Genomic DNA, 22,787 nt, shown 5'->3' with positions numbered 1-22,787 from the left:
TCACGCGGGGAGCGAGTCAAACCTGCACGCGACGCTCGACCACATCAACGAGCTTGGCCAGTGCCTGGTCACGCGGGATGCCGTTCTCCTGCGAGCCGTCGCGGTAGCGGAAGGAGACCGTGCCGTTGGTCATGTCCTCGTCGCCGACGATGATCATGAACGGGACCTTCTGCTTCTGCCACGTCCTGATCTTCTTCTGCATCCGGTCGGAGGACGCGTCCACCTCGACCCGCAGCCCCTTGCGCTTGGCCTCGCCCGCGAACTCCTGCAGGTACGGCACATGCGCGTCGCCGACCGGGATGCCGACCGCCTGGACCGGGGCCAGCCACGCCGGGAAGGCGCCGGCATAGTGCTCCAGCAGGACCGCGAAGAAGCGCTCGATCGAGCCGAAGAGCGCCCGGTGGATCATGACGGGCCGCTGCCGGGAGCCGTCAGGAGCGGTGTACTGCAGGTCGAAGCGCTCGGGCAGGTTGAAGTCCAGCTGCACGGTGGACATCTGCCAGCTGCGGCCGATCGCGTCCTTGGTCTGGACGGAGATCTTCGGCCCGTAGAAGGCGGCGCCGCCCGGGTCGGGCACCAGCGGCAGGCCCTGCTTCTCGGCGACCTTGCGCAGCGTGTCGGTCGCCTCCTCCCACACCTCGTCGGAGCCGACGTACTTGTTCTCGTCCTTGGTGGACAGCTCCAGGTAGAAGTCGGTGAGCCCGTAGTCCCGCAGGAGGTTGAGCACGAAGGTCAGCGTCGAGTCCAGCTCGTCGGCCATCTGCTCCTTGGTGCAGTAGATGTGCGCGTCGTCCTGGGTGAAGCCGCGGGCGCGGGTCAGGCCGTGCACGACGCCGGACTTCTCGTAGCGGTAGACCGTGCCGAACTCGAAGAGCCGCAGCGGCAGTTCGCGGTAGGAGCGGCCGCGCGCGTCGAAGACCAGGTTGTGCATCGGGCAGTTCATGGGCTTGAGGTAGTAGTCCGTGCCCTCGTCGAGCTGCATGGGCGGGTACATGCCGTCGGCGTACCAGTCCAGGTGGCCGGAGATCTCGAAGAGGGTGCCCTTGGTGGCGTGCGGGGTGTAGACGAAGTCGTACCCCTCCTCCTCGTGCCGGCGGCGCGAGTAGTCCTCCATCACCCGGCGGACGATGCCGCCCTTGGGGTGGAAGACGGCCAGGCCCGAGCCGATCTGCTCGGGGATGGAGAAGAGGTCCAGCTCGGTGCCGAGCTTGCGGTGGTCGCGCTTGGCGGCCTCCTCGAGGAAGTCCAGATGCGCCTTCAGTTCTTCCTTGGTGGGCCACGCGGTGCCGTAGATCCGCTGCAGCATCGGGTTCTTCTCGCTGCCGCGCCAGTAGGCCGCGGCATTGCGCATCAGCTTGAACGCCGGGATGTTGCGCGTGCTCGGCAGGTGCGGGCCGCGGCACAGGTCCTTCCAGCACAGCTCGCCGGTCTTGGCGTCCAGGTTGTCGTAGATCGTCAGCTCGCCCGCGCCGACCTCGACGTCGGCGCCGTCGTCGCTGGTGGCCGAGGAGCCCTTGAGGCCGATCAGCTCCAGCTTGTACGGCTCGCCGGCCAGTTCCTCGCGGGCCTGCTCGTCGGTGACGACGCGGCGGGAGAAGCGCTGGCCGCGCTTCTGGATCTCCTGCATCTTCTTCTCGATGGCCTTGAGGTCATCGGGGTGGAAGGGCTTGTCGACGTCGAAGTCGTAGTAGAAGCCGTCCCTGACCGGCGGGCCGATGCCCAACTTGGCCTCGGGGAACAGCTCCTGCACCGCCTGCGCCATGACGTGCGCGGTGGAGTGCCGCAGGATGTTCAGCCCGTCCTCGCTGGTGATGTCGACCGGCTCGACCTCCTCGCCGTCGGCCACGGCGTAGGCGAGGTCCTTCAGCTCGCCGCCGACCCGGGCGGCGACCACCGACCGCTCGCCCTGGAACAGCTCGGCCGCGGTCGTGCCCGTCGTGACCGTCCGCTCTTCCGGTTCGGCGGAATCGCGTTTGATGATCACACGGAGGTCTGACACCGGTCTGCTCCTGACTGAGGTCGTACGGGGCCGTGCGGCGAGCGCTCGCCGCACCGCTGAATCGTACCGAGCCGGAAGCTCTCCCCGCGAAGCCCGCCGCCGAGCCTGTGGAAAACCCCGCCGAGCCGGACGGAGCCGGACGCAAGGAAATAGGCGGGGCCGGTCCGCGCTGTCGCGGACCGGCCCCGCCTCGTGCTGGTGGGCGATACTGGGATCGAACCAGTGACCCCTTCGGTGTGAACGAAGTGCTCTCCCGCTGAGCTAATCGCCCGGGACGAGTGGAACCTTACAGGCGAACGCGCCCGGCGTTCAAACGACATCGCCGCGCCCTTCTGCGGCGAGGCGGGCCAGCAGGCCGGTACGGCCGCGGCGCATCATCAGGGCGTGGTTGGCGGTGAACAGCGGCCGGCCCGGGACGGCGAGCACCCGCATCAGCGGTTTGCGGACGACCACGTCCTGCTCGAACAGCAGCCGGGTGCCGGGGCCGTCGGCGGTGACGGTCCAGCGGACCCAGCCCTCCAGGTCGCCGGCCATGGCGACTTCGAGGATCCGGCGCTCGGGGTCCTGCCGGGTGGAGCGGGCGGTGACCACCAGGTCGTAGGGCAGGACGGAGCGGAAGCGGAGCACTCCGGTGGTCTCGCCGGTCTGCCGCACCTCGCGGATCTGCGGCCACCACAGGGGGTACAAGTCCGGGCGCTCCAGCACCCGGTAGACCGTGTCGGGCGGCGCGGCCAGCCGCCAGGTGCTGCGGAATCGGTAGTGACTCCAGTCCATACGCCCCAGTGTGCGCGAGCGGCCGGCGGGCGCGGCGGAAAACGCCGAGGGTCCCGGAGGCTGTCTGCACGGCCTCCGGGACCCTCGGTCCGGGTGGGCGATACTGGGATCGAACCAGTGACCCCTTCGGTGTGAACGAAGTGCTCTCCCGCTGAGCTAATCGCCCCGGCGTGCGCACCACTTTACCGTACCGGGGCAGGCCCCTGGACCAGTCCCGGTGCGCGGCAAGATCAGCCCAGCCGCCAGGGCAGGGTGAAGCCGAAGCTCAGCACGTACCAGATCGCCAGGCCCGCCAGCGCGGCCACGGCCACCGACCCGATGACCAGGTTGCGCCGCCTGACCCGGGGGTCGGCGGCGGCCCTGGCGGCCTCGGTGACCTTGCGGCGGGTCCAGCGCAGCACCTTCTGCGCCCAGACGAACTCGGTGCCCCAGATCGCCATGCCGCCGAAGATGATCAGCCAGCCGGGTCCGGGCAGCGGCAGCAGGATCACCCCGCCGGCGATCACCGCGAGGCCGACCACGAAGATCCCGGCACGCCAGATCGCGTGCAGCGGGCGTGATCGCTGCACGAAGGCGGGGGCTCGCGAGCCGAGCCGTGAATCTCTGGCCACGACTCTGGTCATCTCGTCACTCTCCGCGGTCATATATGCCAACGTACCGGACGCCGGGGCGATCACCGAAATGGGCGTTCCGCCCTTCTCGTGACTAGTCCGTACGAGGTACGAGAACCCTCACAAACTTCTCAGAGGGGTTTACAACGTCCTCGCAGGTGGCATGTCGATTTCGCCGACGTGCGAATCCCCGAGCGCACACTGAGCGAAAGGCCCTGGCGCTTATGAACACCACGGTCAGCTGCGAGCTGCACCTGCGCCTCGTTGTGTCGAGCGAATCCTCACTGCCTGTACCCGCGGGCTTGCGGTACGACACGGCCGATCCGTATGCCGTGCACGCCACCTTCCACACCGGAGCCGAAGAGACGGTCGAATGGGTGTTCGCCCGCGACCTGCTCGCCGAGGGTCTGCACCGGCCCACCGGCACCGGAGACGTCAGAGTCTGGCCGTCCCGCAGCCACGGCCAGGGCGTCGTGTGCATCGCCCTCAGCTCCCCCGAGGGCGAAGCCCTGCTCGAAGCCCCGGCACGTGCCCTGGAGTCCTTCCTCAAGCGGACGGACGCCGCGGTACCGCCGGGCACCGAGCACCGCCACTTCGACCTCGACACCGAGCTGTCCCACATCCTCGCGGAGAGCTGAGACCGGTCACCGACCGTCCGCGGCCGTCCTACTCGGGGGGACAGCCCGGACACCCAAGGCGGCGCAGGGCAGCGCCCGGCCGCCTGACACCGCAGGAACGAGAGCCGCCGCCCGTGGGACCCGCACCCCCACGGCGGCGGCTCCCGCGCGCTAGAGTCACCGGAACGCAGCCGCTCGACGACGCCGGCAGGGAGCGTTCCGTGCTGATCAACCATGACACCAGGTGCGCGCTCGACAGCGTGGTCGACCTGATCAACACCGCACCCTCGATCGCCGGCCACGAGGCGCTGGCCGAGGTCGCGGACCTGCGCGCCTTCGTGGAGCGCAACAAGGTCAGCGAGATCGGCCGCCTGGACCGGGGCGACATCACCGCCGTCCAGTCGGTGCGCGGCCGCTTCACCGAGGTCTTCGCCACCACCGACGACGCCACCGCAGCCACCATGCTCAACGCGATGATCGCCGAGGCCGGCACCACGCCCCGGCTCACCGACCACGACGGCTACGACTGGCACGTGCACTACTTCGCGCCCGGCGCGTCGCTGTCCGACCACCTGGCCGCCGACTGCGGGATGGCGCTGGCCTTCCTGATCACGGCGGGCGAGCGGGAGCGGCTGCGGCGCTGCGACGCGCCCGACTGCCGGCACGCCTTCGTGGACCTCTCGCGCAACCGCTCCCGCCGCTACTGCGACAGCCGCACCTGCGGCAACCGGCTGCACGTGGCCGCCTACCGGGCCAGGCGCCGGGAGGCGGGCGAGGGCGGCGACGAGGCCGCCGCGTCCTGAGGCCTGACGCCTGAGGCCTCGTGTGACCGGGCGGCCGGGTCAGAGGAAGATCAGGTCGTACGCGGCGCCGAGGCCGAGCAGGCCGCCGATCACCAGCAGGAAGAGCATCAGCGGCGGCTGCGAGAGGGCGTAGAGGCAGCCCTGCGGCTCGTCGGCGGGCGCTGCGGCCACGGCAGGGGGGCGAAGCCCTTCCGGCGGCTCCTGCGGCTCCAGCGGCCCTGCGGCGCCGGGTGCGGTGCGGGGAGCGGGAAGGACGTCGGAGGCGGTCGGGACGGCACGGTCTCGCCGCTCAGCGGCGACGCGGTCGCCGGTGGTGGACAGCACACGATGATCTTCGCGCAGCGCGGGAGCGCCCGTGGCCCAACACGCGGACTCCCAAGGGATCTTCCACCATGCGGGCAGCAGGCGTCCGGTCCGTGGACAGCGGGTGGGCGGGGCGGGTCAGATGCCGCGGCGCTTGAGGATCTCCTCGACGTCCGCGAAGTCCGACAGGCCGCTGTCGGAACCGCCCCTGCGGCGGCCTGCCGCCGCCGGGCGCCCCGACGGTATCGCCGGACTGGACGCGCCCGGCACCGCCGCCGGTGCGCGGCCCCCGCCCTCCGGCAGCCGGGCCGAGATCAGCCGGGTGATCCCGTAGAGCATCGCGGCGACGGCCAGCACGCCGAAGCCCATCCACACGGTCGGCTTGAACACCAGGTCGGCCGCCCAGTGCCCGGTGGCGGTGCCCACCTTCCTGCCCAGCGTGACCAGGCCGGCCATCGCCAGCCCGACCGGCACCAGGGACACCGCGGCGATCCTGGTGGCCGCCAGGAAGCGCCGCCGGTAGGCGGTCAGCATCGCGATGGCCAGGCCGCCCGCGGACAGCGCGGCACATAGCGTCGTGGTCAGCATCCTGCGGCTCCCGTCGGTCGGCCTGCCTCCATCGTGCCCCCGAGGCGGCCCTCCGGGCCACGTCCTGCGCCCAGGTTCAGGGGGATATCGGGGGTGCCTCCTCCCCGAGTGGGAGACTGGCCGCATGGATCTTCCCCCTCCCCCGGCCGGCCCGCGCGCCGTCCTCGACGTCTGGTGCGAGCTGCAGTGCCCCGACTGCCGTACCGCCCTCGGCGACCTGCGGGCGCTTCGCGAGCGGTACGGCGAGGCCCTCGACATCCAGCTGCGGCACTTCCCGCTCCCCAAGCACGCGCACGCCCTCGCGGCGGCGCAGGCCTACGAGGAGGCGTACGCGCAGGGCCGCGGCTGGGAGTACGCGGAGGCCGTTCTCGCCCGCGCGGAGGAGCTGGGCGCCGCGGGTGAGCCGCTGCTCGTCGAGATCGCCCGCGAACTCGGGCTCGACGCGGAGGAGTTCGACACCGCCCTCATCGACGGGCGGCACCTTCTCGTCGTCGACGCGGACCTTGCCGAAGGCAAGGCCATCGGGGTGACCGGCACCCCCACGTACGTCATCGCCGGCCACCGCCTCGACGGCGGCCAGTCCCAAGCCGGCCTGCGCGCCAGGATCGAGTCCCTGACAGACGAACTCCTCGCCTGAGGGGGTGCCACAGCATGTGGCACCCCCTCAGGCGAGGGGCTTCTCGAAGTGGTGGACCCCGTCCGCGGCCGGGGCGGTCTCGGTGTAGCCGAGCGCGGCCGCCATCCGCAGCGCGTACTCGGCCTCGTCGGGCACCGACACCAGCACCCGGGTGCAGCCCCACTGCCGCAGCACTTCCTCGGCGGCGAGCGCGGCGACGGTGCCGCGGCCGCGCCGCCGGTCCTGCTCGTCGACGGCGAGCGCGTCGATCCGGCCGGGGCCGCGGTCGGCCGCGGCGCCGATGCGTACGCTGCCGACAGGGCGTCCGTTGACGCAGACCGTGTAGTCCCGGGTCCGGGCACCGCCGGGCTCGCGGCGTTCGGGTCCCGCCGGTCTCAGGGTTGTCGTCACCGGTCGCACCCCCTCCGCAGTGCCGTCGAGTGTACGGTCCCGTGGCCGTACGGCTACGGGTTCGGATCGGCGGCGGCGCGCTCGGCGAAGATCTCCATGGCCTTGGCGGTGACCGGCCCGGGGGCGCCGGGCAGCTCGCGGTCGTCCACGCGGTCGACGGCCTGTACGTCCCGCAGCGAGGAGGTGACGAAGACCTCCTCGGCCTCGTACAGCGCCTCGTAGGGCAGGTCCTCCTCCTCGGCCCCGGCCCATTCCACGACCAGTTCGCGGGTGATGCCTGCCAGGCAGCCCGAGGACAGCGGCGGGGTGAGCAGCCGGCCGTCCAGGACGACGAAGACGTTGGAGCCGGTGCCCTCGCACAGGCGTCCCGTGGTGTTGGCGAAGATCGCCTCGGTGGCGCCCTGTTCGCGGGCGCGGGCCAGTGCCACGACGTTCTCGCCGTAGGAGGTGGTCTTCAGGCCGGACAGGGCGCCGCGCTCGTTGCGGGTCCAGGGCACGGTGACGACGGCGCTGGGGCCGGGGGGCGGGGTGGCGGTGCCGAGCGCGACGACCAGCGTGGCGCCGGCCTCGCCGCGGTCGGAGCCGAGCGGGGAGATGCCGCCGGTGTAGGTGATGCGGAGCCGGCCGTGCGGCATGGGGTTGGCGTCGAGCACGGCCTGGCAGGCGCGCGCGACCTCGTCCTGGTCGGGCTCGGGCAGGCCGAGCCCGCGGGCGGAGCGGGCCAGCCGCCTGAGGTGCCGGGTCAGGGCGAAGGCCTGCCCTTGCGTGGCCTTCAGCGTCTCGAAGACGCCGTCGCCGACGGTCAGCCCGTGGTCCAGCACCGACACGGTGGCGTCCGCGGTGTCCCGCAGTCCGCCGTCCACCCAGATCTTCACCGCAGTGTCCTTCCCCTTGCCTCGTGTACTTCCGACGCTACCGCCAGCAGCCGCTCGGCCTTGAGCTCCGTCTCCGCCCATTCACCCGCCGGGTCGGATCCCCAGGTGATGCCGGCGCCGGTGCCGAACCGCAGTTCGGGGTGTCCCGCGGTGCCGCGGTCGATCCAGAAGGTGCGGATGCCGACGGCCAGTGCGCCGGTGCCGCGGTCGGCGTCGACCCAGCCGATGCCTCCGCAGTACGGGCCGCGGGGCGCGGTCTCCAGTTCGCCGATGATGCGCAGGGCGCTGGACTTGGGTGCGCCGGTGACCGAGCCGGGCGGGAAGGTCGCGGCGAGCAGCTCCGGCCAGCCGGCGCCGGTGCGCAGCTCCCCGCGGACGGTGGAGACCAGGTGGACCAGGCCGGGGTGCGGTTCGACCGCGCACAGTGCCGGCACCGTGACCGAGCCGCTGGTGCAGACCCGGCCGAGGTCGTTGCGCACCAGGTCGACGATCATGATGTTCTCGGCGTCGTCCTTGGGCAGGAAGCTGTCGGCCGTGCGTGCGGTGCCCTTGATGGGGCGGGACTCGACGGTGCGGCCGTCGCGGCTGAGGAAGAGTTCGGGCGAGGCGGTGGCGATCTCGACGCCGTGGCCGGGAAGGCGGATCGTTCCTGCGTAGGGCGCGGGATTGCCGAGGGCGAGGACCGCGCCGAGCGCGTCGATGTCGGGGCCGCGGCCCTGGTGCGGGCCTGCGGGCAGCGGTGCGCCGAGCACCCGGCAGAGGTTGACCTGGTAGACGTCGCCGGCCGCGATGCGCTCCCTGATCGTACGGACGCCGTCCTCGTAGGCCTGCCGGTCCATCGAGCTGGTCCAGGCCGTACGGTCCGGGCCGTGCCAGCGGGCCGCGCGCGCACCGGTGGCGGCCGGGTCGTGCGGGTCGGGGCGTACGTCGCCGAAGCGGGCGCAGACGGTGCGGCCCTCGAAGTCCACCGCGACCGCCCAGAAGCCCGCGGAATCGAGCGCGGCCGGGTCCGCGGTGACATCCCGCAGGTCGGAGGCGACAAGACCGCCGAAACGGGCCATGGGGGCGAGATCGCGCACGGTGTTTCCCTGGAGGACTGGAGCGGGCGGATGCCGAGTCTAGGCCGTGTTGTGGAAGTCCCGCCTGCCCCGCGACGCCTGGCACGCACACTCGCTGCGTTGTCGGAGTCGTCCGAGTAGGCCCACTACGAGGACGACCCTCCGCCTTGCGATCGCACGCACCAGACGCCGCGGGGCCCGCCCTGTGGGCGGACGGCGCTACTTCCAAAACACGGCCTAGGCGGGCCAGGTCACGGGGGTGCGCCGGCACCCGGCACGCCAACTCCCCGTCATTGGCCCGGCACGCTGCGGAAACCGGTTTTTGAGCTGGCCCGGGAATCCGCTAGAGTTCAACCCGTCGCCCCGGGAGTTCGAGCCGGGGGACGTGCGGACGTGGCTCAGTTGGTAGAGCATCACCTTGCCAAGGTGAGGGTCGCGAGTTCGAATCTCGTCGTCCGCTCGATGTGGGGGATCATCCTCCCCCGCTGTGTTGGTGGAGTGGCCGAGAGGCGAGGCAACGGCCTGCAAAGCCGTCTACACGGGTTCAAATCCCGTCTCCACCTCCAAGGACGATTAGCTCAGCGGGAGAGCGCTTCCCTGACACGGAAGAGGTCACTGGTTCAATCCCAGTATCGTCCACTGGACCCCACCGGGTCCGCGTCCGAGCAGGACACCCGCGCGATTAGCTCAGCGGGAGAGCGCTTCCCTGACACGGAAGAGGTCACTGGTTCAATCCCAGTATCGCGCACGCACCACCGGCGCACGGCGCCGCACGAGGACGATTAGCTCAGCGGGAGAGCGCTTCCCTGACACGGAAGAGGTCACTGGTTCAATCCCAGTATCGTCCACGCACAGCACACGACCCGAGGGCCGGAAGCATCCGCTTCCGGCCCTCGGCCGTTGCCGGCCGCCGCGTCAGGACGAGAAGAGCATGTGCCCGAAGCCGTGCTTGTGGTGCTTGTGGCCGTGCCCGTGGCCGTGTCCGTACTGGGGGGCACCCCAGGCGGGCGCCGGCGGCTGCGGGTAGCCGGGCTGGACGTGCGGCGCGGGATAGGCCTGCGGCGGCGGTGCCGGCTGGTTCCACTGCCCTTCGAGCTGGGTCAGCGCCTCAAGCTCGCCGTAGTCGAGGAAGATGCCGCGGCAGTTGCCGCACTGCTCGATCTGGACACCACTGCGGTTGTACGTCTGCATGTGGCCGTGACACTTGGGGCAGACCATCTCGCCTCATCTCCTCGCGTTGGCAGAGGAGTTCACCGTACCTCCCGCAGAGAAGCCGGATCGTTCGCAGGTGAGGGCGCTTTGTCAGTGGTTGCGTCTACGTTGTGGGCATGAAGGTCGTGGTGCAGGTGAGGTTGCTGCCGTCGCCGGATGAGGCGGTGGCTTTGGCGGCGACCCTGCGCACGGTGAACCAGGCGGCGAACGCAGTCTCTGAGGTCGCCTTCAACGGGGGCGTGACGTCCCGCAACGATCTACAGAAGGTCGTCTACGGCCGGTTGAGGGGCGAGTTCGGCCTGGGAGCACAGGCGGCCGTGCGGACGGTGAAGAAGGTCGTGGACGCCTACGCGACGCTGCGGGGCAGTGTCGCCGCCGGTCTGCTGGGCGCTCCGGGGTCGTCACGCAGGCAAAGGGCGGCAGGCAAGCCGATCGCGTTTCGGAGGCATGCAGCGCAACCGTTCGACGACCGGATTCTGTCGTGGCAGCACAGCGCGGGAACGGTGAGCATCTGGACGGTCGCGGGTCGGTTGAAGCATGTGCGGTTCACCGGAGCGACCGAGCAACTGAGCACCCTGGCCAAGTTCCGGAGCGGTGAAAGTGATCTTGTGTTCCGAGCCGGGAAATGGTTCCTGGCTGCCGTGTGCGAGGTCCCGGCCGAGCCGCTGAACGCTGATCCGGTGGACTGGATCGGAGTAGACCGAGGCATCGTCAACCTGGCCACGACGTCGGACGGCCACAATTACTCAGGCCGCAGACTGGCCCGCTACCGCCGGTGGCAGGCGCACAAGAAGGCTGAACTTCAGGCGAAACGGACACAAAGTGCGACCCGACGGTTGAAGCGGAGGGCGAAACGGGAGGCGCGGCATGCCGCGCACATCAATCACAAGATCAGTAAAGACTGTGTAGCCGTCGCGAAACGCACCGGTCGAGGGATCGCCCTGGAGGAGCTCCGGGGTATCCGGGACCGGGTACGGCCTTGCCGCGACCAGCGGGCTGCACTGTCCTCGTGGCCCTTCCAGCTCGACCGGTACATCACGTACAAGGCCGAGCGTGCCGGAGTCCCGGTGATCAAGGTGGATGCGGCGTACACCTCCCAGATGTGCCCACGGTGCGGGCACATCTGGGAGGAACAACCGTCCCGACCGGGACACCTTCTGCTGTCGTCGGTGCGGGCTCGCTGGTCCTGCCGACTTCGTCGCCGGGGTCAACGTGCGCAACCGTGCACGCTCGGCGTGGGTTCTCGCCAACGGACCCGCACCGCAAGAGGGCTGAGCCCGCAAACGGTGGATGCGACCCGTGACCGCCCCGTCGTAGGGGGCAGTCGGGAGCGCGACAAAGCCTGAGGAGCCGAATGCACAAGCCCGGGTCTTCAGCGCCTAGAGGTTGGCTCTAGTTGGGCGATACGGGCACAGGTGGCCACGAGTTCGGACTCCGCCTCGTCCAGGTCGCGGCCGTCCCTGGCCGCCTTCGCCACGCCGATCGCGGCGGTCTGGACGGCCAGGGCGCGGGCGGGGACGTCGAGTTGGGCCCAGGGGTCGCCGGTCTCCGGGACGGCGGGGCCGCCGGCGGCGCGGTAGGCGGCGAGGAAGCGCGCCCAGGCCTCGGGGGCGAGCAGGCCCGCCGCGAACCACATGGCGGGGCGTGCCAGGTCCCAGGCGGCGGGGCCGGTGCCGAGGTCGTCCACGTCGATCAGCAGCCAGTCGCCGTCGCGTGCTGGGTGCCGGACCAGCTGGCCCAGGTGGAGGTCGCCGTGGCAGAGCGCGGCCGGGGCGGGGCCGGGATAGGGCGCCTCGTCCCTGGCCCAGGCGGGCAGCCGGCGCCACGCCCTGCGGACGGTGCGGGCAGCGGCCGAGTCGGCGACGCCGCGCAGCCGGGCGACGGCCAGTGCGGCCTTGGCGGGGCCGCGCATCGGCGGCAGCGGGCCAGGCAGCGCGCCCTGCGGCACGGTGTGCAGCCGGGCGAGCAGGACGGCCGCCTCGGCCCAGGGCGCGGCGGCGGGGTCGTGGCGGTCGACGGGGACGCCGTAGGGCCAGGCGGTGACCGGGCGGCCCGGTACGGCCGAGGTGTCGGCATGGCCGGCCGCGGCGGGCAGCGGGGCCAGCAGGATGCCGCGCAGGAGCGGGTGTGCGGCGACCGCGATCCGTACCGCGAGGGCGGCGGCGTCGGTGCCGGGCGCGTGGGCCTTGGCGACGACGGCGCCGACCCGTACGACGGTGCCGTCGGGCCGGTCGGCCAGAACGGTGGTGGCCGCGGGCACGGTGGGTGCCGCCGGGTCGGCCACCCGCTCCTGCCGGTCGCCGCCCAGGCTGCGCCGGGCCGCCGCGGCGGCTGCCGTGGCCAGTGCGGTGACCAGGGCGTCGTCGGCGGGCGGCCGTGCCGTACGCCGTGCGGTCTGCGGGACGGCACGCAGCGCGCCGCCCGCCTGGGTGCCGGTCTGCTCCCCCGTGGTCGTCATCAGGCCAGTGAAGCATCCCCGCGGCTGCCCGGCTCTTCCAGCGGGCGTACGGGGTCCGGACAGCGCAATGCCCGGGTATCGGATGACACCCGGGCAAACGCAGTCGTCCGCCGTACCCCCGTCCCCACGGGGTTCTACCGGTGAGTCCCTGGCCCGGACCGCTCTTCCAGGCCTGGCGCGCTTCTCAGCGCCCCATCAGGCCGGCCACGGACGACGCTTGTGTGACCACCGCATCCACCCCTCCGAAGGCGTAGGCGAGCAGTGCGGCCAGCGGCAGCACCATGGCCGCCGCCACCAGCGGATGCCGGGTGCTGGTCCGCCGCCCGCCGCGCACGGCTCGTACGGTGCGGGTCACCGTGTCCGCCATGCTCGCCATTGCCTCTCCCTGAGGTCCTGAGGTCTGCTGTGTGGTCGGTCGCAATGTGCAGTTTTGGCAGCGGCGGGCGCTTGACCTCGGGGGACGAGTGCTCCGCCCGCCGCTTGATCTCAACACTAGGTGGGCCGCCGCCCCCGGTCGTCAGGCCCTGGTACCCCTTTGCAGGCCTCCCGGGGGATGACAGGAGCCCTTCCGGATACTCCCCTGGGTGGACGCCGCCGCCCGGGGCGCCAGGGTCATCCCTGAGATGCCGCCTGGGACGCGGGGGGCCGTCCGGCCTGCTCGTCGTCCCGCGGGACGGGCTGCTCGACCAGGGCGAGCACCCGGGTGGCCATGAAGCGGGCGGTGCGCACGACGGTGCCGCTGCGGGTGACTTCACTCACTTCCACCACCCCCCGGCGCACGGCCGTCTCGACCCGGCGGCCGGCCCGGGTGGCGATCACCTCATAGGTGCGGGTGGTGTCCCCCGCGTCGACGACTATTTCCACTCGATCACCTTTCACGGCGTCATTCCCCTTTGGCAGACGGACCGTTGGCGGATCGGGGCGCGGTAGTGACGGCCCGTCGGACGGACCCCTCGCCACATGTCCAGGATCCCACCGGGCACTGACAATTCACGGCCCGCCGCCTGCGGGCCTTCACCGCGCAGCGGGACTTGAGTCCGTAAGCTGTGGGCGGCCGACCCGGCCGTCGGTGCAGGCACCGGAAGCAGCAGTGGGGTACTCGCCCACCGGAGGTAGGGGAACGGACATGGCGATGATGCGGCTCCGGCGCGAGGATCCGCGGGTCGTCGGCGCGTTCCGGCTGCACCGGCGGCTGGGCGCGGGCGGCATGGGCGTGGTCTACCTCGGCGCGGACAAGCGCGGGCAGCGCGTCGCGCTCAAGGTGATCAGGCCCGAGCTGGCCGAGGACCAGGAGTTCAGGTCGCGGTTCGCCCGCGAGGTCTCCGCGGCCCGCCGCATCCGCGGCGGCTGCACCGCCCGGCTGGTCGCCGCCGACCTGGAGGCCGAGCGCCCCTGGTTCGCCACGCAGTACGTCCCCGGCCCGTCGCTGCACGACAAGGTCGCCGAGCACGGTGTGCTCGCCGCCGCCGAGGCCGCCTCGATCGGCGCCGCGCTCGCCGAGGGCCTGGTCGCGGTGCACGAGGCCGGGGTCGTCCACCGCGACCTCAAGCCGTCGAACATCCTGCTGTCGCCCAAGGGGCCGCGGATCATCGACTTCGGCATCGCCTGGGCCACCGGGGCCAGCACGCTCACACACGTGGGCACGGCCGTCGGGTCGCCCGGCTTCCTCGCGCCAGAGCAGGTCCGCGGTGCGGCGGTCACGCCCGCCACCGACGTCTTCGCCTTCGGCGCCACGCTGGCGTACGCGGCGACCGCGGACTCCCCCTTCGGGCAGGGCAGTTCCGAGGTCATGCTCTACCGGGTGGTGCACGAGGAGCCCGACCTCGGCGGGGTGCCCGACGCGCTGGCGCCGCTGGTGTACGCGTGCCTCGCCAAGGACCCCGAGGAGCGGCCCAGCACGGTGCAGCTGTCCGAGCGGCTCGCCGAGATCGCCGCGCGCGAAGCGCGCGGCATCGGGGTGCCGCGGCGGGACGGGCTGCCCAAGGCGGCCGGGCCGCGGCCGGAGCGGCCCGTCGGGCGACGGGCCGCCGAATATGCGGAGCAGCCGACGCGGCGGAGCCCGCAGGGCTCCGAGTCGGGTGCAGGGCACTCGGCGTCGACTTCCCCACGGGGTACGGCCGGGCGCGGGCCTGCGGTGCCGGCGGCGCGCACGCCGGCGGTCCGTACGCCCGCGGTGCGGACCGGAGGGGGCCGGCGGCCCGCTCCTGCCGCCCCGGGGCGGCGGCGGTTGCTGCGGCAGCGGGTGGCGGTGTTCGTCATCGTGACGTTGCTGGCGGCGATCTGTATCGCGGCCGTGCAGGGGTGTCACCGGTTCTCCCGGGGCACGGGCGCCCCCGACGCGCCGGTGGTTGCCCCCCTCCACATCCCCCCGGGCGCCCCAGCGCCCTGACCCCTCCCCGGCGGTGCCCCTTGCGGCGGGCGGTCGCCTTTCCCCGGCGGTGGGCCGGTCGCGCGGTACCCCGCGCCCAGGCGGGTGCCACCTTCTGTGGCGTTGCCCTCTTCCGGTGCGCTGTGGCCGGTCGCGCAGTTCCCCGCGCCCCCAGATGGGTGCCACTTGGGGTGGGCTCGCACCTTTCGGTGGGTGGGTGATTGGTCACGCAGTTCCCCGCGCCCCTGGGGTGGGTGCCACCTGCTGTGGCGTTGCCTTCTTCCGGTACGCGGGTGGCTGGGCGCGCAGTTCCCCGCACCCCTGAGGGTTGCCCTCTCTCGCAGGGGTGGCGCTTTCAGGCGGCGCCCTTTGCGGAGGAGGGTGAGCGTTTTTCAGGGGCGCGGGGAACTGCGCGCCCAGCCCGAGGAGCGGGAAGGAAGCAACGCCACAGCAAGTGGCACCCGCCCAGGGGCTCGGGGAACTGCGAGACCAACCCACCGCCGGGGGCAAGCCGACCGCCCGCCGCAAGGGGCAGGGCGTGGCGCGACGCGCCCCGGGGGGATGGTCACCCCCGGGGGTGGCGAGGTAGGTTAACAAGCGCTTGCTTAGGGGCGACGGAAGGTGCGGGTATGGAGGAGCGGGTGCGGGCGGCCGTCCGGGAGCTGCTGGCCGGGTGGGACCCGGCGACCACGGAGCCGGGAGAGTTTCTGCGGGCGCGCTTCGACGCGGGCCTGGCGTGGGTGCACTACCCCGTAGGGCTCGGCGGGCTGGGCGCCCCCAGATCCGAGCAGGCGGCCGTGGACGCGGAGCTGGCCGCGGCGGGGGCGCCCGGCAACGACCCCCGCCGCATCGGCATCGGCCTCGGGATGGCGGCGCCGACGATCCTGGCGTACGGCACCCCCGAGCAGAAGGCCCGCTTCCTGCGGCCGCTGTGGACCGGCGAGGAGGTGTGGTGCCAGCTCTTCAGCGAGCCGGGTGCCGGCTCGGACCTGGCGGGGCTGCGCACCCGGGCGGTGCGCGACGGGGACGAGTGGGTCGTGGACGGCCAGAAGGTGTGGACGTCGAGCGCGCACACCGCCCGCTGGGCGATCCTGATCGCCCGCACCGACCCCGACGTGCCCAAACACCGCGGGATCACCTACTTCGTGTGCGACATGACCGACCCCGGTGTCGAGGTGCGGCCGCTGCGGCAGATCACCGGTGAGGCGGAGTTCAACGAGGTGTTCCTGACCGGGGTCAGGATTCCGGACGCGCACCGGCTGGGCGAGGTGGGCGACGGCTGGCGGGTGGCGCAGGCGACGCTGATGAACGAGCGGGTCGCGATCGGCGGCGGCGCGTCCGTACCGCGGGAGAGCGGCATGGTCGGGCCGGTCGCCGCGACCTGGCGGGAGCGGCCCGAGCTGCGGACGCCGGAGCTGCACGACCGGCTGCTGCGGCTGTGGGTGGACTCCGAGGTGGCGCGGCTGACGGCGGAGCGGGTCCGCCAGCAGATGGCCGCGGGCACGCCGGGTCCCGAGGGCTCGGGTCTGAAGCTGTCGCTGGCCCGGCTCAACCAGCAGCTCAGCGGCCTGGAGCTGGAGCTGCTCGGCGAGCAGGGGCTGCGGTACGGGGACTGGACGATGGTCCGCCCGCGCAGTGTGGACTTCTACGGGCGCGACGCCGGCTACCGCTATCTACGGGCGAAGGGCAACTCGATCGAGGGCGGTACGTCCGAGATCCTGCGCAACATCGTGGCGGAACGGGTGCTCGGGCTGCCCGCGGAACCGCGGAACGACAAGGACGCCGCCTGGAAGGACCTCCCCCGATGAGCACTGTTCCCGATCTCCTCTACTCCGACGTCGAGGACGACCTGCGCGCCGCGGTCCGCGCGGTGCTGGCCGACCGGTGCGGCCCCGCCGCGGTGCTGGGCCGTATCGAGACGGCCGAGCCGTACGACCCGGCACTGTGGCGGGTGCTGGCCGGGGAGCTGGGCCTTGCCGGGCTGCTGGTGCCGGAGAAGCTGGGCGGCCAGGGCGCGTCGGCCCGGGAGGCGGCCGTGGTGCTGGAGGAGCTGGGCGGCGCGGTGGCCCCCGTGCCCTTCCTGGGCAGTGCGGTGCTGGCGACCACGGCGCTGCTGGGCTGTGGCACCGCGGAGGCGGCGACGGCCGCCCTGCTCGGCCGGCTCGCGGCGGGCGAGGTGACGGCGGCGCTCGCGGTCCCGCTGTCGGCGGCGCCCGGGGGCACTTTCCCGTCGGCTGTACGTGCGGACGCCGGCGGGCGACTGACGGGCGCGGTGACCAGCGTGGCGGACGCGCTGACCGCCGGGGTGCTGGTGGTGCCCGCGCTCGGCCCGCAGGGTCCCGGTCTGTACGAGGTGGCGGCGGCGGAGGCGGTGGTGGGCCGGCCTGTGTCCTTCGACCTGACGCGCCCGCTGGCCGATCTGCGGTTGGACGGGGCGCGGGGGCGGCTGCTGGCCGGCGGGGACGCGGCGGCGGCCGCCCTGGAGCGGGCGCTGCTGACCGGTGCGGGGCTGCTGGCCTCGGAGCAGGTGGGCGTGGCGCAGTGGTGCCTGGACGGGACGGTCGAATACCTGGGCGAGCGGCGGCAGTTCGGCCGGGTGGTGGGGTCCTTCCAGGCCCTCAAGCACCGGTTGGCGGATGTGTGGCTCGACGTGGTCTCGGCGAGGGCGGCGGCGCGCAACGCGGCCGGTGTGCTGGCCGCGTCGCCGTACGACCCGGCGGAGGCGGCGCTGGCGGTGGCCGTGGCGCAGGCGTACGTCTCCCCCGTCGCGGTGCGGGCCGCCGAGGAGGCGGTGCAGCTGCACGGCGGTATCGGCATGACGTGGGAGCATCCGCTGCACCTGTATCTCAAGCGGGCCAAGGCCGACGAGATCGCGCTGGGCACCGCGGGGCGGCACCGTGCGGCGCTCGCCGGGCTCGTGGGGCTGCCTGCCGCGGGGTGAGGAGCGGCAGTTGAGTGTCGGCGGGTCGTTTCCCGCAGGTCCCGACCGTGTCCCAAGGCGGTCCCAACGGCGTCCGAACGGTGGACGCCGTCGGCCCCGCCTTGGGAGGATGTTCGCCATCTCCACAGACGATGGCCGGAATCGGCCTGCCGACAACTGAGGGATTGATGTGGGAAGACCAGACGGGGGCGGAGACTTCAGCGGCATAGATCCGCAAAAGCTCTGGGACCTAATCAACTCGATGAAGAACAAAACCGGTTACGACGGAAACGGGAGCGCGGCACCGCAGGTCAACGGGTGGATGGGGCAGGCCAACAGGATCGGCCTCGACACCAGCAGGCTGAGCACCATCAACCGGCACTTCTCGTGGGCGCAGGGCCAGTTGCCGATGCTGCGGCGCCGGCAGAGCCTGGCCGCCAACGAGGCCAAGGAGCAGGGCGACTTCGGCCAGGGCAGCGGCATGGTCGGTGCGGGTGCGAACGACCTGGGGAATTTCCCGACGTCCGAGGCGGCGGCCAAGGCCGGGCAGGACGACGCGAAGAAGTTCAAGGACGGCAAGATCAGCCTGCAGGACTATCTCAAGCTGATCCAGGCCAACCAGTACGACCCGGACTACGCGAAAGCGTCGGCGACCGAACTCGGGCAGTACCAGCTGACGGAGTTGCTGCACAATTCCGCGGCACTGGATTTCGACCACCCGGATCTCGGCCGTGCGGCGCTCGCCAACTTCGTCGCCAACGCGATGCGCGCGGGCGTCGACTTCAAGGACAGGGACGGCAACGAGCCGCTGTCGCTGCTCTCCGGGCTGGTGAACAAGGCGGTCTTCCCCGCCGACGTGCTGACCAACCTGGCCGACCAGTGCCTCGCGCCGGGCAACACGATGTACTCCGACGAGGTGTGGAAGGCGCTCGCCGCCGACCCGAAGGCCGCCACGCAGTTCGTGCACGACAACATCGAGTACCTGCCGGAGTTCATGAAGGCGAACTCCGAGCACACCGGCGGCCTGGTGAACCCGTACGTGAAGGACTTCGCCGCGGTCCTGGAGGCGGGCATGATCGGCGGCCCGGGCGCCGACCCGAAACTCGCCGCGGACAACACCACGAAGCTGGTGACGTACTACTCCAGCCACGACAACCACACCCACCCGGAGATGCAGCAGGTCTTCGCCGACGTCATCGTCTTCTACGGGGACGACGTGAAGGCGTCGCTGACCGACCCCTTCCCCGTCGACCTCGGTCCCGGGCACGTGTCGGTGCCCAACTCCGCATGGGAGGGCTTCATCCACGAGTCGATGCAGAATCCCAACGCGACGGCCGAACTCCTGGCGTTCAGCAAGGACATGGCCAACAGCGTCGCCGACAGCGACCCGGACAACCCGGCGATGCAGAACGCGGCGGGCCTGATCGAGGGCACCTTCGGCTTCGAGGCGACCAAGGTCTACCAGGAGATGAAGGACAAGGGCAGCAAGGAGGCCAACACCTGGCAGAGCACCGTCGCCTCGCAGCTCAGCACGGTGTTGGGCACCGGTGTCGACATCGCCTTCGACCCGGGCGCGGTCGTCAAGACGGTCTCCAAGGCGGCCATCAAGGACGTGCTGAACCTCTTCAGCACCCACATCGTGAAGATCAGCGCCGACCAGATGGGCGACCCGCCCTCGACCGCGACCTGGCGGGACGACTGGAGCGAGGCGGCACACCAGAGCTACATGAAGAACCACAACCTGGGCAATCCGCAGCAGTACGCCCAGATCTACTCCGGCGGCAAGCCCTTCCTGACCGACGACGGGCACCTGGTCGAGAACGCCACCGCAGGCCAGAAGGAGGCGTACAACCAGTGGTTGAAGGACCCGGCGGTCGCCAACGCGCTGGACAAGGCCTTCCTCAACCGCGACCTGGGCCGGCTCGGTTCGATGACGGGAGTCCACTGACCATGACCTTCCGCAGGCCGCTGCCGGCGCTCGCGCTGCTCGCCTGCGCCGCGCTGGCGGCGGGCTGCGGCGGCGGGTCGAGTGCGGCCGACGGCACCGCGAAGGCCAAGCAGCTGCGGGTCGCGGTCGCGACGACGTACTGGACGGTGCGCCCCGCGCTGCCCGCCACGCTCGACACACCCGACGGGCGGGGCGCCTTCACCAGGTGCGCCGACAGCGAACCGGACGGCAAGGGCGCGGTCAGGTACGGCATCGAGGACTACCTGCAGCCGCGGGACGGCTCGGTGACGATGGCCCAGCTGCTCGCCGAGGTCCAGGGCGCGCTGGGGCCGCAGGGCTGGACCTTCACACCGGTGGACATCCCCGAGGCGTCGATGCCCGACCCGCAGCGGGAGCCGCTGCACGGCTGGGCGGCGCACCAGGGTGCGGTGACGCTGCGGCTCACCCTGCACGACCGGTCCGGCGGCGAGCCCGGCGCCGGCTACCTCGACGTGCTCAGCGGATGCCGGACGTTCGGCAAGGCGCAGCCGCAGCTGCTCGCCGCGTACCGCAACGGGAGCAGCCGGGACAGCTACCGGCCGACGGCGGCCTCGCCGCGGCCGGTGCCGACCGGCTTCCCCACCACGCCAGGACAATCGCAGTGACATACGGGAGGACATGATGGCTGACAAGGTGCCAAGTCCCATGTGGGCGGCCCTCAATCAGCTGAACAACGACGTTCAGCGCGAACTGGCCAACGTGGCCGGCGCGTTGAAGGACGCCGACACCCGGATGGCCGGCGGCAAGGGCGACGTGTGGTGCGGGCCGACCGCCCGCACCTGGGCGAGCGACCTGTCCGGCGCGGCCGGCGACATCACCAAGCAGGCCAACGAGTTCGCCGCCTACGTGCGCCGTGAACTGGCCGGCCACGACAAGGAGGTCACCCAGAGCGAGGCCGACCTGGAGCGCCGGCTGCTCTCGGGGCGGATGGGCTAGGACGCCGCGGCGACCGCGTAGAAGGCGACCGCTGCCGCCGCGCCCACGTTCAGCGAGTCGATGTCGTGCGACATCGGGATGCGGACCAGGGTGTCGGCGGCGGCGAGCGCCTTGTGGCTCAGGCCGGGGCCTTCCGCGCCAAGCAGCAGTGCCAGCCGCGGGAGTTCGTGCGCGGCCAGGTCCGGCAGGGCGGTGGCCTCCGCGGCGGGGGTGAGTGCCAGCAGCCGGAAACCTGCCTCCTTGACCGTGCCGTACAGGTCCCGCGGCCAGGCGTCGAGCCGGGCGTAGGGCACCGAGAAGACCGCGCCCATCGAGACCTTCACCGAGCGCCGGTAGAGCGGGTCGGCGCAGTCCGGCGACAGCAGGACCGCGTCCATGCCGAGCGCGGCGGCGCTGCGGAAGATCGCCCCGATGTTGGTGTGGTCGTTGACCGCCTCCATGACCACCACCCGGCGGGCGCCGGCCAGGACGTCCGCGGCGTCCGGCAGCACCTTGCGCTGCATCGCGGCGAGCGCCCCGCGGTGCACGTGGTAGCCGGTGACGCGCTCGGCCAGTTCGTCGCTGACGACGTACACCGGCGCGGGCACCTCCTCGATCACGTCCCGCAGCGCGTCCACCCACTTCGCGGTGAGCAGCATCGAGCGCATCCCGTATCCGGCCCGCAGCGCACGCCTGACGACCTTCTGGCCCTCCGCGATGAAGAGGCCCTCCGCGGGCTCGCGGCGGCGCCGCAGCTCCACGTCGGTGAGCGCGGTGTAGTCGTGCAGCCGCGGGTCGTCCGGGTCGCCGACCTCGACCGGCTCAGCCACGGGACGGACCGGCCGTACGCCCCACCGTCACCACGTCGCCGACGACCACGACGGCCGGCGGGCGCACACCCTCCTCCGCGACCACGCGCGCCACCGACGACAAGGTCGCGTCCACCCGGCGCTGGGCCGCCGTGGTGCCCTCCTGGACCACCGCGACCGGGGTGCCGGCCGGGCGGCCGCCCGCGATCAGGGTGTCGGCGATGGCGCCGATCCGCTCCACGGCCATCAGCAGCACGAGGGTGCCGCGCATCCGGGCCAGCGCGGCCCAGTCCACCAGCGAACGCGCGTCGTCCGGCGCCACGTGCCCGCTCACCACGGTGAACTCGTGGGCGACGCCCCGGTGCGTGACCGGGATGCCGGCCGCGCCCGGCACACTGATCGAACTGGAGATGCCCGGCACCACGGTCACCGCGATGCCCTCAGCCGCCAGCGCCTCCGCCTCCTCCATACCGCGGCCGAAGACGTACGGGTCACCGCCCTTGAGCCGCACCACGGCCTTGCCGGCCTTGGCGTGCTCGATCAGCGCCGCGTTGATGGCCTCCTGGGCCATCGCCCGCCCGTACGGGATCTTCGCCGCGTCGATCACCTCGACGTGCGGGGGCAGTTCGTCCAGCAGGTCGCGCGGGCCGAGGCGGTCGGCGATCACCACGTCCGCCTCCGCCAGCAGGCGGCGCCCGCGCACGGTGATCAGGTCCGGGTCGCCCGGGCCGCCGCCGACCAGCGCGACGCCCGCGGTCCGCTCGCGGTGCCGCGGCGCCACCAGGCTGCCGTCCCGCAGGCCCTCGACGACCGCGTCCCGCACCGCCGCCGAGCGGCGCGGGTCACGGCCGGTCAGCACCGCCACGGTGACGCCTTCCGTGCGGCCGGTGGCCGGCGTCCACGCGGTCGCCGCGTCGGCGTCGTCGCTGCGGACGCACCACACGCGGCGCTCCTCCGCCTCCGCGGAGGCCGCGGCGTTCGCGGCCGGGTCGGTCGACGCGACCAGGGCGTACCAGGCCTCGGCCAGGTCGCCCGGGCGGTACGCCCGGCGCTCCCAGCGCACTTCGCCCGCGGCAGCCATCGCCTCGACCGACGCGGTCGCCTGCGGCGACACCACGACGATGTCCGCGCCGGCCGTCAGCAGCGCCGGGAGGCGGCGCTGCGCCACCTGGCCGCCGCCGATCACCACGACGCGGCGGCCGCGCAGCCGCAGTCCCACGGGGTACGCCGGGGCGTCGTCCATCCGGTCCATCCGCCTCGGCTCCCTCGCACTCACGCCACTGTTCGACCTTGATCTTACGTTCCCCCGGTGAGTTCTCCCCCGCCGAGGGTTCCCCCGCTCCCGGGTGACTGCCCCTTGCGGTGAGCTCGCACCTTCCGGCCGGTGGTGGGCCGGTCTCGCAGTTCCCCCAGCCCCTTCAGGTCCAGCCCCTTGCGGTGGGCTTGCACCTTCCGGCCGGTGG

24 protein-coding genes and 7 tRNA genes are annotated in these 22,787 nt (G+C 72.3%); 15 read left to right on the top strand and 16 right to left on the bottom strand.

Going from position 1 to position 22,787, the window contains the following annotated elements:
- Window positions 1-16 precede the first annotated feature (16 nt).
- From thrS to JT723_RS27015, 5 genes are all read right to left on the bottom strand, one after another.
- Window positions 17-1,999 carry a threonine--tRNA ligase gene (thrS, locus tag JT723_RS27035; RefSeq protein ID WP_205047420.1) on the bottom strand — a complete coding sequence of 661 codons (1,983 nt, stop codon included), beginning with the start codon at window positions 1,997-1,999 and terminating at the stop codon, window positions 17-19.
- A 196-nt stretch (window positions 2,000-2,195) separates the two neighbouring features.
- Window positions 2,196-2,270, bottom strand: a tRNA-Val gene (locus JT723_RS27030).
- A gap of 38 nt (window positions 2,271-2,308) precedes the next feature.
- On the bottom strand, window positions 2,309-2,773 hold the full coding sequence (locus JT723_RS27025; protein ID WP_205047418.1) for an SRPBCC family protein: 465 nt from the start codon (window positions 2,771-2,773) through the stop codon (window positions 2,309-2,311).
- 94 nt (window positions 2,774-2,867) lie between these two features.
- Window positions 2,868-2,939: transfer RNA gene (locus JT723_RS27020), tRNA-Val, on the bottom strand.
- A gap of 64 nt (window positions 2,940-3,003) precedes the next feature.
- Window positions 3,004-3,417, bottom strand: coding sequence for a TIGR02611 family protein (locus tag JT723_RS27015; RefSeq protein ID WP_205047416.1), 414 nt, complete (start codon window positions 3,415-3,417; stop codon window positions 3,004-3,006).
- Between the two features lie 191 nt (window positions 3,418-3,608).
- Between JT723_RS27015 and JT723_RS27010 the strand changes: the two genes are divergently transcribed.
- Window positions 3,609-4,022, top strand: coding sequence for an SsgA family sporulation/cell division regulator (locus JT723_RS27010; RefSeq protein ID WP_003959770.1), 414 nt, complete (start codon window positions 3,609-3,611; stop codon window positions 4,020-4,022).
- Window positions 4,023-4,222: 200 nt separating this feature from the next.
- On the top strand, window positions 4,223-4,804 hold the full coding sequence (locus tag JT723_RS27005; protein WP_205047415.1) for a CGNR zinc finger domain-containing protein: 582 nt from the start codon (window positions 4,223-4,225) through the stop codon (window positions 4,802-4,804).
- Between the two features lie 39 nt (window positions 4,805-4,843).
- Here the strand turns inward: JT723_RS27005 and JT723_RS27000 are convergent, their stop codons facing one another.
- Both JT723_RS27000 and JT723_RS26995 read right to left on the bottom strand, forming a co-directional pair.
- Window positions 4,844-5,128 carry a hypothetical protein gene (locus JT723_RS27000; RefSeq protein WP_205047517.1) on the bottom strand — a complete coding sequence of 95 codons (285 nt, stop codon included), beginning with the start codon at window positions 5,126-5,128 and terminating at the stop codon, window positions 4,844-4,846.
- 117 nt (window positions 5,129-5,245) lie between these two features.
- Window positions 5,246-5,695 (bottom strand): hypothetical protein, encoded by a 450-nt coding sequence (locus JT723_RS26995; RefSeq protein ID WP_205047414.1) that lies wholly within the window; start codon window positions 5,693-5,695, stop codon window positions 5,246-5,248.
- Between the two features lie 124 nt (window positions 5,696-5,819).
- On the opposite strand from JT723_RS26995, the gene JT723_RS26990 reads away from it, so the two are divergent.
- Entirely contained in the window at window positions 5,820-6,332 is a 513-nt protein-coding gene (locus JT723_RS26990) for a DsbA family protein (protein WP_205047413.1), read from the top strand.
- Window positions 6,333-6,359: 27 nt separating this feature from the next.
- On the opposite strand, the gene JT723_RS26985 is transcribed toward JT723_RS26990, so the two are convergent.
- Genes JT723_RS26985 through JT723_RS26975 form a run of 3 tightly spaced genes read right to left on the bottom strand, consistent with a single transcriptional unit; the run spans window position 6,360 to window position 8,676 of the window.
- Window positions 6,360-6,722: a GNAT family N-acetyltransferase gene (locus JT723_RS26985; RefSeq protein WP_205047411.1), complete on the bottom strand. Its 363-nt coding sequence runs from the start codon at window positions 6,720-6,722 to the stop codon at window positions 6,360-6,362.
- Between the two features lie 53 nt (window positions 6,723-6,775).
- On the bottom strand, window positions 6,776-7,597 hold the full coding sequence (locus tag JT723_RS26980; RefSeq protein WP_205047410.1) for an aminotransferase class IV: 822 nt from the start codon (window positions 7,595-7,597) through the stop codon (window positions 6,776-6,778).
- Window positions 7,594-8,676: a chorismate-binding protein gene (locus tag JT723_RS26975; RefSeq protein WP_205047409.1), complete on the bottom strand. Its 1,083-nt coding sequence runs from the start codon at window positions 8,674-8,676 to the stop codon at window positions 7,594-7,596. Before JT723_RS26975 ends, JT723_RS26980 begins: the two co-directional genes overlap by 4 nt.
- A gap of 366 nt (window positions 8,677-9,042) precedes the next feature.
- On the opposite strand from JT723_RS26975, the gene JT723_RS26970 reads away from it, so the two are divergent.
- The 5 genes from JT723_RS26970 to JT723_RS26950 all read left to right on the top strand — a co-directional run bounded on the left by JT723_RS26970 (window position 9,043) and on the right by JT723_RS26950 (window position 9,503).
- Window positions 9,043-9,115: transfer RNA gene (locus JT723_RS26970), tRNA-Gly, on the top strand.
- A gap of 32 nt (window positions 9,116-9,147) precedes the next feature.
- A tRNA-Cys gene (locus tag JT723_RS26965) sits at window positions 9,148-9,221 on the top strand.
- Window position 9,222: 1 nt separating this feature from the next.
- Window positions 9,223-9,294: transfer RNA gene (locus JT723_RS26960), tRNA-Val, on the top strand.
- A gap of 37 nt (window positions 9,295-9,331) precedes the next feature.
- Window positions 9,332-9,403: transfer RNA gene (locus JT723_RS26955), tRNA-Val, on the top strand.
- Window positions 9,404-9,431: 28 nt separating this feature from the next.
- Window positions 9,432-9,503 (top strand) — tRNA-Val (locus tag JT723_RS26950).
- A gap of 67 nt (window positions 9,504-9,570) precedes the next feature.
- Here JT723_RS26950 and JT723_RS26945 read toward each other — a convergent pair.
- A complete protein-coding gene (locus JT723_RS26945; protein WP_205047408.1) occupies window positions 9,571-9,873 on the bottom strand; it encodes a TFIIB-type zinc ribbon-containing protein in 303 nt (100 codons plus the stop codon).
- A 110-nt stretch (window positions 9,874-9,983) separates the two neighbouring features.
- Between JT723_RS26945 and JT723_RS26940 the strand changes: the two genes are divergently transcribed.
- Window positions 9,984-11,213 (top strand): RNA-guided endonuclease InsQ/TnpB family protein, encoded by a 1,230-nt coding sequence (locus JT723_RS26940; protein WP_240166251.1) that lies wholly within the window; start codon window positions 9,984-9,986, stop codon window positions 11,211-11,213.
- Window positions 11,214-11,239: 26 nt separating this feature from the next.
- Here JT723_RS26940 and JT723_RS26935 read toward each other — a convergent pair whose 3' ends face one another.
- From JT723_RS26935 to JT723_RS26925, 3 genes are all read right to left on the bottom strand, one after another.
- On the bottom strand, window positions 11,240-12,325 hold the full coding sequence (locus JT723_RS26935) for a phosphotransferase family protein (RefSeq protein WP_205047407.1): 1,086 nt from the start codon (window positions 12,323-12,325) through the stop codon (window positions 11,240-11,242).
- Between the two features lie 184 nt (window positions 12,326-12,509).
- A complete protein-coding gene (locus JT723_RS26930; RefSeq protein WP_205047505.1) occupies window positions 12,510-12,692 on the bottom strand; it encodes a hypothetical protein in 183 nt (60 codons plus the stop codon).
- A gap of 245 nt (window positions 12,693-12,937) precedes the next feature.
- Window positions 12,938-13,204 carry a DUF8836 family protein gene (locus tag JT723_RS26925; RefSeq protein ID WP_205047406.1) on the bottom strand — a complete coding sequence of 89 codons (267 nt, stop codon included), beginning with the start codon at window positions 13,202-13,204 and terminating at the stop codon, window positions 12,938-12,940.
- Between the two features lie 247 nt (window positions 13,205-13,451).
- On the opposite strand from JT723_RS26925, the gene JT723_RS26920 reads away from it, so the two are divergent.
- The 6 genes from JT723_RS26920 to JT723_RS26895 all read left to right on the top strand — a co-directional run bounded on the left by JT723_RS26920 (window position 13,452) and on the right by JT723_RS26895 (window position 20,536).
- A complete protein-coding gene (locus JT723_RS26920; RefSeq protein ID WP_205047405.1) occupies window positions 13,452-14,714 on the top strand; it encodes a serine/threonine-protein kinase in 1,263 nt (420 codons plus the stop codon).
- A gap of 608 nt (window positions 14,715-15,322) precedes the next feature.
- Window positions 15,323-16,501, top strand: a complete 1,179-nt coding sequence (locus JT723_RS26915; protein ID WP_205047404.1) for an acyl-CoA dehydrogenase family protein — start codon at window positions 15,323-15,325, stop codon at window positions 16,499-16,501.
- Complete coding sequence (locus JT723_RS26910) at window positions 16,498-17,634, top strand: acyl-CoA dehydrogenase family protein (RefSeq protein ID WP_205047403.1); 1,137 nt, start codon at window positions 16,498-16,500, stop codon at window positions 17,632-17,634. The genes JT723_RS26915 and JT723_RS26910 overlap by 4 nt, the downstream gene beginning before the upstream one ends.
- A gap of 241 nt (window positions 17,635-17,875) precedes the next feature.
- Entirely contained in the window at window positions 17,876-19,561 is a 1,686-nt protein-coding gene (locus JT723_RS26905) for a hypothetical protein (RefSeq protein ID WP_205047402.1), read from the top strand.
- Window positions 19,562-19,563: 2 nt separating this feature from the next.
- Window positions 19,564-20,205 carry a hypothetical protein gene (locus JT723_RS26900; RefSeq protein ID WP_205047401.1) on the top strand — a complete coding sequence of 214 codons (642 nt, stop codon included), beginning with the start codon at window positions 19,564-19,566 and terminating at the stop codon, window positions 20,203-20,205.
- A gap of 16 nt (window positions 20,206-20,221) precedes the next feature.
- Window positions 20,222-20,536, top strand: coding sequence for a hypothetical protein (locus JT723_RS26895; protein ID WP_205047400.1), 315 nt, complete (start codon window positions 20,222-20,224; stop codon window positions 20,534-20,536).
- Here JT723_RS26895 and JT723_RS26890 read toward each other — a convergent pair.
- Both JT723_RS26890 and cobA read right to left on the bottom strand, forming a co-directional pair.
- Window positions 20,533-21,345, bottom strand: coding sequence for a TrmH family RNA methyltransferase (locus JT723_RS26890; RefSeq protein ID WP_205047399.1), 813 nt, complete (start codon window positions 21,343-21,345; stop codon window positions 20,533-20,535). The two genes, JT723_RS26895 and JT723_RS26890, sit on opposite strands and share 4 nt — an antisense overlap.
- Complete coding sequence (cobA, locus tag JT723_RS26885; RefSeq protein ID WP_205047398.1) at window positions 21,338-22,576, bottom strand: uroporphyrinogen-III C-methyltransferase; 1,239 nt, start codon at window positions 22,574-22,576, stop codon at window positions 21,338-21,340. The genes JT723_RS26890 and cobA overlap by 8 nt, the downstream gene beginning before the upstream one ends.
- Window positions 22,577-22,787: the final 211 nt, after the last annotated feature.

The sequence above is a fragment of the Actinacidiphila bryophytorum genome (assembly GCF_016916835.1).
Taxonomy (GTDB): Bacteria; Actinomycetota; Actinomycetes; order Streptomycetales; family Streptomycetaceae; genus Actinacidiphila; species Actinacidiphila bryophytorum.
Note: the sequence above shows the minus strand (reverse complement) of the source record. Positions and strands in the feature narration are given on the sequence as shown.